Source organism: Acinetobacter sp. AOR01_HL, from assembly GCF_027855455.1.
In the GTDB taxonomy this organism is placed as follows: Bacteria; Pseudomonadota; Gammaproteobacteria; order Pseudomonadales; family Moraxellaceae; genus Acinetobacter; species Acinetobacter baumannii.
Map to the genome: position 1 here is coordinate 1 of NZ_JAKTIM010000017.1, position 13,998 is coordinate 13,998.

General features: G+C 39.7%; 11 protein-coding genes. 3 read left to right on the top strand and 8 right to left on the bottom strand.

The features are described 5' to 3' along the window. From MKL62_RS03570 to MKL62_RS03580, 3 genes are all read left to right on the top strand, one after another. The coding region (locus MKL62_RS03570) for an acetyl-CoA C-acyltransferase (protein WP_270899751.1) at positions 1-666 on the top strand (666 nt) is incomplete at its 5' end. A gap of 10 nt (positions 667-676) precedes the next feature. Beyond that, complete coding sequence (gene pcaD, locus MKL62_RS03575; RefSeq protein WP_030423756.1) at positions 677-1,456, top strand: 3-oxoadipate enol-lactonase; 780 nt, start codon at positions 677-679, stop codon at positions 1,454-1,456. 260 nt (positions 1,457-1,716) lie between these two features. Then, complete coding sequence (locus MKL62_RS03580; protein ID WP_030423755.1) at positions 1,717-4,179, top strand: penicillin acylase family protein; 2,463 nt, start codon at positions 1,717-1,719, stop codon at positions 4,177-4,179. 71 nt (positions 4,180-4,250) lie between these two features. On the opposite strand, the gene MKL62_RS03585 is transcribed toward MKL62_RS03580, so the two are convergent. From MKL62_RS03585 to MKL62_RS03620, 8 genes are all read right to left on the bottom strand, one after another. Beyond that, entirely contained in the window at positions 4,251-5,738 is a 1,488-nt protein-coding gene (locus tag MKL62_RS03585) for an NAD-dependent phenylacetaldehyde dehydrogenase (RefSeq protein ID WP_005128557.1), read from the bottom strand. A gap of 34 nt (positions 5,739-5,772) precedes the next feature. Then, positions 5,773-6,990, bottom strand: a complete 1,218-nt coding sequence (locus MKL62_RS03590; protein WP_109850644.1) for a hypothetical protein — start codon at positions 6,988-6,990, stop codon at positions 5,773-5,775. A 142-nt stretch (positions 6,991-7,132) separates the two neighbouring features. Continuing rightward, complete coding sequence (gene tynA / locus MKL62_RS03595; RefSeq protein WP_109850641.1) at positions 7,133-9,448, bottom strand: primary-amine oxidase; 2,316 nt, start codon at positions 9,446-9,448, stop codon at positions 7,133-7,135. Positions 9,449-9,656: 208 nt separating this feature from the next. Further along, entirely contained in the window at positions 9,657-10,571 is a 915-nt protein-coding gene (gene feaR, locus MKL62_RS03600) for a transcriptional regulator FeaR (RefSeq protein ID WP_001077868.1), read from the bottom strand. 198 nt (positions 10,572-10,769) lie between these two features. Beyond that, positions 10,770-11,726, bottom strand: a complete 957-nt coding sequence (locus MKL62_RS03605) for a p-hydroxyphenylacetate 3-hydroxylase reductase component (RefSeq protein WP_109850640.1) — start codon at positions 11,724-11,726, stop codon at positions 10,770-10,772. 45 nt (positions 11,727-11,771) lie between these two features. Beyond that, the gene (locus tag MKL62_RS03610; RefSeq protein ID WP_005128551.1) at positions 11,772-12,725 is read right to left on the bottom strand and encodes a PDR/VanB family oxidoreductase; all 954 of its coding nucleotides are present in this window, start codon (positions 12,723-12,725) and stop codon (positions 11,772-11,774) included. 34 nt (positions 12,726-12,759) lie between these two features. Then, positions 12,760-13,497, bottom strand: a complete 738-nt coding sequence (locus MKL62_RS03615; protein ID WP_000815905.1) for an SDR family NAD(P)-dependent oxidoreductase — start codon at positions 13,495-13,497, stop codon at positions 12,760-12,762. 10 nt (positions 13,498-13,507) lie between these two features. Next, entirely contained in the window at positions 13,508-13,993 is a 486-nt protein-coding gene (locus MKL62_RS03620) for an aromatic-ring-hydroxylating dioxygenase subunit beta (RefSeq protein ID WP_001056937.1), read from the bottom strand. Positions 13,994-13,998 lie beyond the last annotated feature (5 nt).

A 13,998-nucleotide genomic window follows, 5' to 3' on the forward strand; every position in this document is an offset into this window, starting at 1 on the left:
TTTGCCTTGGTGAGCCAACAACGCACCGCAAGCGCGCAAGCCAAAGGCTTTTTTTCTAAAGAAATCGTGGCAGTTGAAATCCCTCAGCGTAAGGGTGATGCTATTGTGATTGATACCGATGAGCATCCTCGTGCATCAACCACACTTGAAGCTTTAAGCAAACTTAAGCCTGTTGTAAAAGCAGATGGCACAGTCACTGCGGGTAATGCTTCAGGTATTAACGATGGTGCAGCGGCTCTGCTGATTGCTTCTGATGAGGCAGTTCAAGCTTACAACTTAAAACCACGTGCCAAGATCATTGCCTCAACAGCCGTGGGCGTAGAACCACGCATTATGGGTTTTGCTCCGGCACCAGCCATTAAAAAATTACTTAAACAAGCCAATCTGACTTTAGATCAGATGGATGTGATTGAGCTAAATGAAGCTTTTGCCGCACAGGCTTTGGCCGTCACCCGTGATTTAGGCTTACCAGACGATAGCAACAAGGTAAATCCAAACGGCGGCGCTATTGCATTGGGTCATCCACTCGGTGCATCAGGTGCACGCTTAGTCACTACAGCCTTAAACCAGCTTGAACAAATAGGTGGTCGTTACGCTTTGTGTTCAATGTGTATTGGTGTAGGCCAAGGCATCGCATTGATTATTGAACGTGTTGAAGCACTTTAAGGAGAAACAAATGCCATCTTTTCAATCTGCCGATGCACAAATTAACTATCAAACCTTTGGTGAGCCATCTTCCCCTGCTCTGGTGTTTTCCAACTCTTTGGGCACCAATTATGGTATGTGGCAAAAACAGTTTAATGAGCTAAAAGATCAATTTTTTGTGATCTGCTATGACACTCGTGGTCACGGTTCATCATCTACGCCTAACGGCCCATACACTGTAGAGCAATTAGGTGAAGATGTAGTCCGTTTACTGGATCATCTGAATATTAGCAAAGCTGCTTTTTGTGGTATTTCCATGGGCGGTTTAACAGGTCAATGGCTAGCGATTCACTACCCTAACCGTTTTAGTCATGTCATTGTGGCAAATACTGCCGCTAAAATTGGACAAGAACAGGCATGGCTTGACCGTGCAAAATTAGTACGTGAGCAAGGTTTACAACCAATCGCAGCTACAGCAGCTTCGAGATGGTTTACAGATCCCTTTATCCAAAGTCATCCTTCTATTGTTAACAACCTGTGTAACGACTTAAGTGCTGGCAGCGCAATAGGTTATGCCAATTGTTGTGAGGCTTTGGCTAAAGCGGATGTCCGTGAGCAATTAAAAGACATCAAAATTCCTGTATTGGTGGTTGCAGGAACTCAAGACCCTGTAACGACAGTTGCAGATGGCGAGTTTATGCAGCAACGTATTCCGCAATCACATCTTGAAGAAATAGATGCCTCTCATATTTCTAATGTCGAGCAACCAGAAGCTTTTAATAAAATCTTAAAAGATTTTTTATTGGGCTAAATTCGTCTTCTATAAAACTCATTCATTTCAAAAAAAGGCCTATAACGGCCTTTTTTATTCTCTCAAAATAGAAAATTAAATAACTTGTTCGAGAAGGTATAAATATATACCTCAAATGTAATGGAAAATTACATGGATAAATAACAGTATTTTAAATTCATGAACAGGGCTTGTTCATCAGTGACGCGACTCTAAGTTGATTCTTAAATCGCTCACTTCTATTCATAATGAAAGTAAGGATATCTAAATTGAACATATCTATGCTGAACTCTCGGTCTCACCCTACACGCCCTTTAATTAAATATGGAACATTACTTTTAGGTGCGCTTTTAGCGGGTTGTAATTCCTCATCAAGTTTAGACCCCACACCGACACAAAAGCAGATCACAATTAAGCGCGATAAATTCGGTACACCACATGTATATGCAAATGATACCTATGGAATTTTTTACGGCTATGGATATTCGGTAGCGACTGATCGATTATTCCAGATGGAAATGTCAAAACGTACAGGACAAGGTACGGTTGCTGAGGTCCTCGGCCCCGACTATCTTCAATATGATATTGCGACACATAGTCGTTTTGACCCAGAAAATATTAAGCAACAACTCGCCGCGCTCTCACCAGAAGACCGAGCAATTTTTGAAGGTTATGCCGCAGGTTTTAATAAGCGTGTTAAAGAGGTTTTAGCAGATCCAGCTCTTATGCCTAAAGAGTTCACAGATCATGATTTTAAACCATCAACATGGCAACCAGAAGATATTGCTATGGTTTGGGTGGGCTTAATTTTAAATCGCTTCTTTTCAGCAAGTTCGGAAGTAACAAATTTAGATTTACTCACGCAACTGCAAAAAGAAAAAGGTCAAGAAGAAGGCCTTAAAGTCTATCAACAATTACGTTGGCTAGATGACCCAAGTGCCCCAACTATTATTCAATCTGCACAAAAAACTCAGCTTTTAGCACATCAACAACAAATACTTAAAGACATTAGCCCTATTTCAAACAAGGCAGCCAAAACCTATTTAGCTCAAGCTCGCATTGCTTTAGGCAAAAGTGTGGTAGATGGTGTACCTACCGCCAGTAATGCATGGGTATTAAAAGGTGATAAGACTGTTGAAGGCCAAGCAGTTTTATACAATGGACCACAACAAGGATGGTATACGCCCGCAATTACTTACAGTATTGGTTTACATGGGGCTGGCTATAATTTGACAGGTATAACTCCTGTTGGCTTACCTGCAATTTTATTTGGGACTAATGGCAAAATCGCATGGGGTTCGACGGTAGGTTCACTCGATACTAACGATGTTTATCAACTCACCCTAAATCCAAGTAATTCAAAAGAATATTTATATAAAGGGACATATATTCCATTTGAACACAAGCAAGTAAAAATAAAAGTTAAGAATCAGGCCGACCATGTTTTAGATGTTTATAAGAGTAAACAAGGCTTTGTAAGTACATGGGATGAAAATAACCATACGGCGTATGCACAAAAACGTAGCTGGGAAGGTGTAGAAATTGAAACCTTATTAGGATGGGCAAATGCAGCCAAAGCCTCAAATTGGGATGAGTTTCTTGCTCATGCCAAACGTGTCGCGGCCTCTATCACTTGGTTCTATGCCGATACTAAAAATAATATCGGCGTGGCTGCTTTAGGCCGTTTACCTATTCGTCCTGAAAACCAGCATATTCAGCTTCCAGCTAAAGGTGATGGTTCAATGGAGTGGCAAGGTTTTTATGACTTCTCACACAACCCTAAAGAATACAATCCGCAAAAAGGTTATGTCACAAGCTGGAATAACAAAGCCTATGCAGGTTTACGCTCAGATTCGTCAAACTTTTCTTATGTAGATCGGGTGAATGAACTAATTGAACCTTTAGAAAGTAAAGCAAAACTGAGTCAGCAAGAAATTTGGGAAATTAATAAAACGGCTGCATGGTCTGATTTAAATGCGCGTTATTTTGTTCCTTATATGGTCAAAGCTGCACAAAGTCCTAAGGCAACACCGTTAGCTAAAAAAGTCGCTCCGTTACTTGCAAGTTGGGATCTTAAATTACGCCCTGATAGTGAAGCTAAATATTATCAAGGTGCAGCACCAGCAATTACACGTGCATGGCTTAATCAAATGATTGAACTGGTACTCAAACCTAACCTTTCAGAAAATATTTATAAGCGTTATACCGATACGCTTTATCCAGTAAATAATGATCCGCGTAGTGCCCAGCCAGCGAGTGCATCAAAATTAATCTGGAATACCCTGCAAGGAAAACAGGCAAGCGTACCTCAGAATATTGATTTCTTAAAAGGACAAACAGCAGATGAAGTCGTATTAAAAGCTTTAGAAAATGCGCTGACTGAACTTTCAAATCAATATCACTCTACCGACCCGAACGACTGGAAAATTCCGGTGGCAACCATGGGTTTTTCCAGCAAAAATTCGGTAGGCATTCCTTGGGCTGATCCATCACATGAACAACACCTTAGTACTTATGGAAATACAGGAAGTGCTACTTTTAGAGTGGTCTTAAATCCAAATCAAGTCACCATGTGTTCGATTTTGGCCCCAGGACAAAGTGGTTTTATCAATCAAAATGGAAAACCTGATGCCCACTTTGCAGATCAGCTCTCTTTATTTGAAAGTTATAAATGTAAAGATGATGCGGTGAGTCAAAAAGAAATCGACCAATCAACTCAACAAAGCATCACTTTAAACTACTAACTTTTTAGCCCAATTTTTATGTTAAAAGACTGAGGTTTGTTATTTATAAAATGACAAACCTCTTTATTAGTTTAATACCGAATCATCACCGATTTTAATTCGGTGTAATCTTCAATAAATGCATCTGAAAACTCTCTGCCAATTCCTGAAGCTTTTACCCCACCAAATGGAACTGATGGGTCTAAGAACGTATGCATATTGACCCACAAGGTGCCTGCTTCAATTTTAGGAATTAAACGTAAAGCTTTAGATAAGTCATTTGTCCAAATACTTGCCGTTAAACCAAAGCGAGACTGGTTCATCAGTTGAATGAGCTCTTCATCAGTGTCGAATGGCATTACCCCGACCACTGGGCCAAAGATTTCTTCTGAAAATAAAGGATCATCGGTATTTTTAAAGGAAATTAAAGTCGGCTGTACAAAATATCCTGTTTGATCTAGAGCCTCACCACCAGCAATAATCTGATTGTTGGCTTTAGCCATATCTAAATAATGTTTCACTTTATCAAAATGTGGCTGATTAGAGAGTGGACCAAACATACTTCTCTCATCCATGGCCGAACCAATTTTAAAACTAGAAAGTGCTTTCGAGAGTTTATCAACTAGTTCATCATATTTTGTACGGTGTACAAAAAACCGTTCTGGGGATGCACAAACTTGACCTTGATGCACAAAAGTTGCTTGTAATAAAGTTGGTAAAATCTCATCAATATTTGCATCGGCCAAAACGGCTATTGCATTTTTACCACCCAGCTCCAGACTTACCCGAGTTAAATCACTACTCATTGCAAGTTTACCGATGGCAATACCTGTTGGTACTGAACCTGTAAACGAGACTTTCTTAACGAGCGGCGACTCAATTAAATATTGCCCTGTTTCCCCCTTACCCGTAACCACATTAATTACACCCGCTGGAATACCTGCCTCAATCGCAAGTTCAGCTAAGCGTAATAAAGATAAGCTGGCAAACTCACTTGGTTTAAGCACAATGGTACAGCCGGTTGTTAAAGCTGAACCAATTTTCCAAACACCAATCATGAGTGAAAAATTCCAAGGCACAATCCCTGCAACCACGCCAATTGGTTGTCTTAAAGTAAAGGCCGTATATTTTTCTCCTTGCACAGACGGAATAGACGGTTGCATGGTTTGACCATTAATTTTGGTTGCCCAACCAGCAAAATATCTTAAGAAAATAACGGATTGTGCAACTTCAAGATGGCGGGAAATATTAATGAGTTTTCCGGTAGACAACGTCTCGAGCTGTGCAAGTTCTTCACCATGTTGTTCAATTAAATCTGCCAACTTATTTAGTTTAACGCCACGTTCATACGGCGTCGTTTCAGCCCAAGCATTTTGAAAAGCATGTTCAGCACTTTTGACGGCGCTTTCGACATCTTGTTGACTACCAATACTAATTTGAGCAACGACTTGTTCAGTCGATGGATTCACAATATCCACTTTATCTAAATGCTCTGCAGTAGCTAATTTTCCATCAATAAAATGTCCATGTTGACGTGTCATAAATTGCTGCACGCTTTGTAAAATCTTAACTTCACTCATTTTTTATTTCTCTCAATTCATTTAAAAGGATTTATTAATAGATGTATTGCAGAATCAACTGCGCATAGACATTGGTTTTGTCATCGTAGTTTTGAGTACCGCCACTATGGATATCGTGTTTTGGTTTATAAAGTCCCACTAAAGGAATCACGTTGAATTTTTTATTAACTGACCAGACCGAAAAGACATCCAGCTCATGTCCATCTACATTAGTTAAAGACTTATTTACTGTTTTGAACTTATAGGCCAAAGCACCCAACATAAAATTTTCTTTCAAATTCATCATGTAAGAGACTTGATGAATGTCGGCATTTTTATTGAATGGTCCAGCATAGTTTCCGGCAACTTCACCCTGAAACCATGTACCAAAGCCGACCGTATTTCCATAAAACATAGGGTCGTATTGGTCTGAAAAATGACTAAAACGGTAGCCTAATGAAGGCGTATATTTTGAAGATAAAAAGTTATAGTTCAGCGCTAAGTAGCCAGCATTTTCTTGGCCATCTTTTTTATCTTGAACTACAAACTCAGTTTTAACTTGTATCTCTGGTAAAGGTTGATAATTAAAGCGTAAAGCATAATTTTTAAGGTCTTGTCGTCCTGAAACGTGTTCAGCATCTTCAAGGTCTAATACGTTTAAATAGGTAAACCCAACGCCCTTATCTTTAAGCTGATACATCAGATCAGTCACAAATAGTTCTGGGGAAAATTGTGCTTTATTATCTGACTTTAAATAAGCCAGCTTTAGCGTTGTATTCTCTTGCGGTTTATATTGAAGCAAACTTGTAAAATCAAAGCTTCGACGAGCTGCCAGATAATATGCGCCGCCCCGATCTAGTGTGCCATTCGCAGGTGCTTTTCCAAGGTTTAATGCATCACCCGCAATAAAGAACCCGTCACCAATCATGATATTTTGCCGACCGATACTTAAATCATAGGTCGTTAACTCATCTTTATTGGTGCCGTCTTTAAAACCAATGACCCATTCATTCACATCTGTTTTACGTTCTTTGCCATTACTATTTTGGCCTGCGTCACCATCACCAAATGTGGCCGAACTAATACCACTCAAACTTGCATAGAGCTGATTGTTTTTAAAGGTGTATTGTCCTTTAGCACCATATTTAAGATGGCCTTCTTGCCAATTGATTCTTTCATCATGTAGGTTTTCGCCGTTATAGCTTTTACCACTACTAAAAGCTCCAAAAGTTGCTTCAAATGTTGGCTTAATTTCTAGCTCACTAGCATGCACAGTTGAAAAAAATGAGACAAAGAAAGTCCCTCTCATAACCTGAGAAAATAAATTTTTCATTGAGAAATTCCTTTTTGCGAACGGCCTAACCGTGCTCAGATATGGGTAACTTATTCGTTACCCATCCTCGTCATGTTGGACTTTAGTGATGGTCGTGCTGCGTGCTTTGCTCTTCTTCACCCAAGTTTAAAGTCGGGGTGTTGTCAAAGAAGTTCCAAGGTTTGATTAGGGTATAAACCCATTCTGTCGGCATAATTGGCCATTCTTCAGCACGTGCCACATGGGTTGTGCCTGTTGTCATCCACACCACAAGGTCTTTATTTTCAATATTTTCGTTGTTACCAATGAACTGTCCTAAGCCTGTATCATGAGTTGAACGGTTTGAATATTTCCCTTCAGGGTAGCGTTCATCCGGATTATATTGCGTCACCCAAATTTGTTTATCCATAAAGTTCAAACGTTTAAATAACCATTCATCTTTAGAAAAATTGGCTCCTTTCGCCACAGGGTGTGTTCCACCTGCAAAAGGAATGAGTTGGTAAGAAACCGGATTCCCTAATTTATTTTCCTTGTTGAAATTCGTGAGTAAGCGAATGGTAGATGGATCAAACTTTTCAGCTGCATTTTGCTCATTCGTAATGACTTTACTGTCAATTTGCATTGAGCTGGTACGGACACCCCCTTTGTCATTGGCTTTCACTACAGGGTCCATATGCATAAAGCTATTATTTTCCCCATCTACGTCCATGTCTAAGCGGAAGTTATAGATGTGCTGATGCGTTGTACCCACAATATTATGGTCAATTAAAGTTCCATATTTGGTGTCTTCTTTGGCAGTACTGTCATGCATGGTGCGTGCTTTAACACCTTTAACAGCTTCAATACCCGTTGCACCCGCATTAATTCCAATTACACCATTTTGGGAAAATACCCAGTCAAACATGTAATCGTAGTTTCCAACTGTACTAATCCAGCGCACGACAAGTTCACGGCGTGCTTCACTCGCATCCTGATTGCCAAAAATTTCGTGATGTTTATATTCAGGTCCTGCATAACGTTCAAACACGGCAATGGCATTTGGAATCACTTGTGGCTGGCCTTTATAGTCTGCAATCACGGCATCAAGTAAAACAGCGTTGTCGGGTGCATCTGTTCCCGGAATAATAGATGAGGTAAGTGTTCCCATACCATATTCGCCAGAGTCCAAATAAGATTTGAAGTACCAACCGATATCAGGGTCACCATATGGAACTACCATTCCACCTAAGTTACCTTCATACATGACTTTACGCTTCACACCTTTATCTTTATAGGTCACTGTTGAAAGCTGTAAGCCAACACGAGAATCTAACGCCACATGCAAACACCAGTTGCCCCAATGTATGGTTTGACCAGTAATGCTAAAGTTCTTACCCTCAGGTTCAGTAATATTGAGTGGTTTTAACTTACTTGCTACGGCCTTATTCGACATATAAGGTCGATTTGCCATTGGCACAGGAATGATCGCACCTTCTTCAATCTTGATAATTTTTTCTTTATCTAAATCGACTACAGCAACTAGGTTCTCAATCGGATGCGCCCAATAGTTACCATCCCCAACATCGAGGTAAGCGACGACTTTTAATATATTGAGTTGTTTATCCAGACCATCTTTACCGCCAAAATATCCAACAGTTAGCGGAGTAGCGATCACTTTCTTCACATCAGTAATGCCGCGTTTGCGTAACGCATCTTGATATTCTTTACTCGTCTCAATTACACGCTGTACGGCTTCAAAATTATCAAGCAACACCATACCGTGAGTATCTTTAAGTATATTCCATTTTGTAACTTGTTGAGTATTAAGATTAACTTCACCTTCAATCGCTTGACTCCCCTTCAACAAAATAAATGAGGCAATACGGTCTTCTTTAAATTCTTTATGATTAATAAAGTAATCCCATACTTTGGCTTTTTCAGGTTCTTTAAGCTTTAACTCGGCAAAACGCATATTTTTATAGGCGTATTTCGAGCGGTTAATCACATCAAATGTCTTTTTAATTTCATCGGAATTTAAGCTATTGAGTGGATGAAACGTATTTTCAATTTTAAAGGTTTGATCTAACCCAGACTGGAAGACTTCGTTAAAAAAATCTTTTCCAATAACAGGCTTACCATCTTTGATTAATAACGGGACACTGAGTTTTAAAGGTTTGCCATTCACTAAAACCTGATTTGAGTTTGGCTTGGCTCTCACCACTATAGAACCTTTGGTAATTGTATAGGTATTGGTAAAGTCATCTTTAACAACTTTAGCGCCTTGCTCACTCATGTTCTGATAAAGTGAGACCATGTCGGCCTTTCCACCATGCGCAAACGCTTGAGTATTGAGTCCCCAAAAGCTTGCAGCGATTGATAAGTTAAGTGCCAGTATTTTTTGTATGTCATTCAATAATCGTTGTTTACGCATTGGTTTCATCCTTTTCATCTATCCCTGAACTATCTGAATCAGACAGTTAAAATGCACTTTCCTGTGAGTGAAATTCATTAGACCAACTTAATAGTTCTATGGTTATTAAGCTTATCTAACCTGTTCTAATGAATTTAATTTCAACACAGTTACATAGGGCTAGCTTGTTCAAGAATGACGTCGAATTTGTCTAAAAATGACATTCAAAGATGAAAAATTAAACTGACATACCCTCTCTAAATTCTTTAGGAGAGATACCATAGGTCTTTTTAAAGATCTTTGAAAAATGAGCACCGTCCCAGAAACCCCACTTCAAGGCAATTTGGGTAATCGAACTCTGTTTGTTCTTTTTATCAAGCAAATCCGCTTTGACTTTTTCTAGGCGTTTGAGCTGTATATATTTGTTAATAGATAGATTTTCTTGAAGAAATAGACGGTAGAGATGACGTAGAGATACCCCAATATGCTCTGCAATTAATTTAGGTGTTAAATCTGGTTTTGCTAAGTTCTCTATAATAAAACGCTCGGCTTTTTCCATCAGGTTATTGGAGCTATGAACATTTTTATAATTAATTGTGGGTTTGATTAAGGCAATCAGCGCATCTTCAAAAGCGTTACCATCTTCGGTTGCGTACCAAAGTTTGATGTTTTCAGCAGACATATTTTTCAAAATATTCTTGAGTAAAAAACCACTCATATTTTGCGTAATCAGTTTTCCAAAATATTCGGTACTAATATTTTCTTTCAGTAATTTTTCACGAGACAGATGGACTGAAATCTGACTTACCAAACCTTGCGGATACATCGAAATTGTTTCGACCGGGTCTACCAACACAATATCGCCTTCATTTAGGCTTAAGGTTTCATTCTTATACTCGAGCAGCATTTTTCCCGAATACTGTAAAATCAAAAAACAAAAACGATTATTTACTCGATCTATTTCATCGGCTTTTCGGACAATTTTATTGGCATTGTTTTTGATAAAAGCAATTTCGGTATCGCCCAATAAAAAGCACTGAACCTCACCAATGAATAAATTACGGGTTCCATCAAAATCGGTTTCAAAATTGCCGCACACATTTTTAATATGGTGCGTCCATGTGAGTAATGCATCACTTACATATTGGTTCATCCCTTACCTCTCTATACATGTGCCACCGCTCAAAATTTTGTGTTTGTGGTGGTGCACTGTCTTGGCATATTTGCAATCATGTTTTATTGATAAACAAATTGTGTGCCAAAAATTCCTTATCCGTGGAATTGTTTTGATGATAGTCAGCTAGATGTAAAAAAGCTGATAAATCAATTCAATTTATCAGCTTAATGGGGCTTATGCTACTCCCGCAAAATCTCGCAGCATGGTTATAAAAATATCCTTTTGCTCATCAGAATATTTTTTAAACACCTCATTTTGGTGGCTATCGGCAATATCAAACAAATACTGCGCTGTTTGTTTGCCTTTTTCGGTTAGTGCATACAAATTATCGTGATCGACCAATAACCCTTCAAATTTTAAGATTTCAGCCGATCTTTCCACTTCTTGCATTGGCATAGCAATATCTCGCGGTAAATCTTCTTTACTAGAAGCAGTACCACTTGCCAAAACAAGCAAGAGACGAGATTCACTGGTACGGAAACCCGAAGCCATTTGCTTTGGAATATAGTCGGTTTGATAAGCTTTGAAAGCACGGCTCATTAAGTAGCAGACATTATTATACAAGTGCCCATAATGTGTTTGGTCTACGCCGTTCTGTTCAGCTTGCTTAACTTGAAGGCTTGGATGCGGCATGACACAAGAATATGCACCTTGATGGTAAACCAGCGGGCTTCGACCTTGGTCATGGAAACGAACCACTTTACCAATAATAATCCAGTGGTCACCACCTTCGACCACTTGATAACGTTCGCACTCAAACACAGCAGAACAATTTTCTAAAATGGGTGCGCGTCCTGCGCCAAGTTGAAAATTTGTGTCGGCAAATTTATCAATATTGCGTCTCGAAAACTTATTAGACAGCTCAATTTGCGTGCCCGATAAAATATTGACAGCAAAATGTGTTGCTTGTTCAAATACTGAAAAACTTGAAGATTTTTTATCAATACTCCACAAAATAAGTGGTGGATCGAGTGACACCGAGTTAAAACTATTTGCGGTTACACCGACTTTCTCACCTTGTGCATTTTGTGCAGTAACAATGGTAACGCCTGTTGCAAAATTTCCTAATGCTCGTCGGAACTGTAGTGGATCGACCGTAAACTCATCTATTTGTTGTAATACATTCATCATCTTTCTCCTAAACCTTCTCTTACATCCATATAAATCGCGAGAGCATTAGATATCTAAAACTAATCTCGGTGTTTTAGAGCGTGAACAACACACTAATATTTGCTCATTGCTGGCCTTTTCTTCGTCAGTAAAATAAACATCTCTGTGATCTGGTTCGCCTTCAATTACATCGCACATACAGGTTCCGCATACGCCTTGCTCGCAAGACATTTCAATCTCGATGCCTTCTTTAGCCAAAGCCTGCAAAATGGTTTCGCCAGCTTCGACCATAATGATTTTTCCGCTACGCTCAGCCACCACCTCAAATGAATCTCCCGAGGTGTCAGTTTCGAATTGGAAATACTCTTTGTGGATTTGCTGCTCAGGAAAATCGTGAGTCGTGGCGAGATTAATCACCCAATCCATGAAACCGACTGGACCACAGGTATAAATATGACTTTCAGGATCAATATCTTTAATGGCAGATTCAAAAAATGCTCTGTGGCTTGCACCTTCAGATTTAAAATGGAAAGTTGTGTATTTTGCTAACTCACCATTTTTAATTTCATCAACAAAAGCACATTTTTCAGGGCTAGCACCACAGTAGTGAAGCTCAAATGATGCACCTTCATGTGCAAGTTGATATGCCATCGTAATTAATGGCGTAATCCCGATTCCACCGCCAATCAACACACTGTGCTTGGCTTTTAAAAGTGGGAATAAGTTTTTCGGCTCACTCACCTGAATTTGCATGCCATCTTTAATTTCATCAAATGCAGAGATCGAGCCGCCACGTGATTCAGGGTCACGTAAGATTCCAAGGCGGAACTTTCCTTCGTCATTTGGATTTTGGCAAAGCGAATATTGGCGCACCATACCATTCGGTAAGTGCACATCAATATGTGCACCGGGTTCAACCTTTGGTAATGCAGCAGAAGTTGCAGATTCAAACTCCATAACTGCAATATTTCCACCTTCCACATGGCGATTTTTAACGACAACATCATAAAGTGTAGTCATGATTTAACTCCCTTTTCATGCCTAAGCTTGTGGCTTAACGCATGAATAAACCACCGTTAATATCCCATGTTGCACCAGTCACAAAACTCGCATTTGGACTTGCAAGCAACCCACAAGTTTCAGCAATAAAATGCATACTTCCTAAGGCTTTAACAGGAATATTCTGGATGAACTGTTCCATTTTTTCGTCTGGCACCACACTATGAACGATTGGTGACTCCATTGGTCCCGGTGCAATCGCATTGACCGTAACACCTTTTGCCGCAAACTCTTTGGCAAAAATTTTGGTTAATGTCACAATAGCGCCTTTGGTTGCCGCGTAGTGTGCACCGGTTGCAGTACCGCCGTTTTGTCCCGCTAAAGACGCCATATTAATGATGCGTCCATAACCTTTTTTGGCCATGTATTGACCAATGATTTGACAAGCCTGAAAGGTGCCGCGTTGGTTAACTTGGGTCACCCAATCAAAATCAGCTGCGGTAATTTCTAATACAGGGGTTGCTTTGGTGACGGTGGCATTGTTAATTAACACATCAAGTTTAGAAAATTTCTCTTCAATCCATTGCACCGCTGCATGAAAATCTGCCTCGACCGAAATATCCAGCTTTAAAGGAAACATATTTTGGGCATACTGACTTTGTGCCTTAGCATTTTCGGCTTTTTCAAGCGTACTGGCTGACAAAATCACTTGATGTCCTTGGCTCGCAAAATATTCAGCAATCACATTACCGAGTCCAGAAGCAGCACCTGTCACTAAAACAACCTGTTTCATGTTACCGCTCCTAAAGAATGTAGCTAATACCAGCCAAGGTATCGGTTGAGTTAACCAAGTTAATGATTTTACGGTTAATCTTAAAACCAGTATCAGCATCACGGGTTAGATGGTATGTAATATCGGCCGTGTAATGCTTGAGGTTTTCTTTACGAAATTCACGTAGGTTTTGAGCACAGCGTAAAACGATTTCATCATCTTGATCTTGAATCACTCGTACTCGCGAAATACTGCGTACCGTATTCGCCTTTGGTGCCGTAGAAATTGCCTCACCATTTTCAAGACGCTCTACCCGTAACTTACGCATATGATTATCGTCATAGGCATAATTTAAGTTGTTTTCGTAGTCTGTGAGGTTCGGGTCAATCGGAATGATATAAACACCTTTTTCATTCCATAAATTGAGCCATTCACGGTACTCGCTGTGGTCTAACATATCTGCTTCAGCCCAGATGAAAGCAGTGACTTCATTTAATAATTGCAGATTCATATTCATTGCTC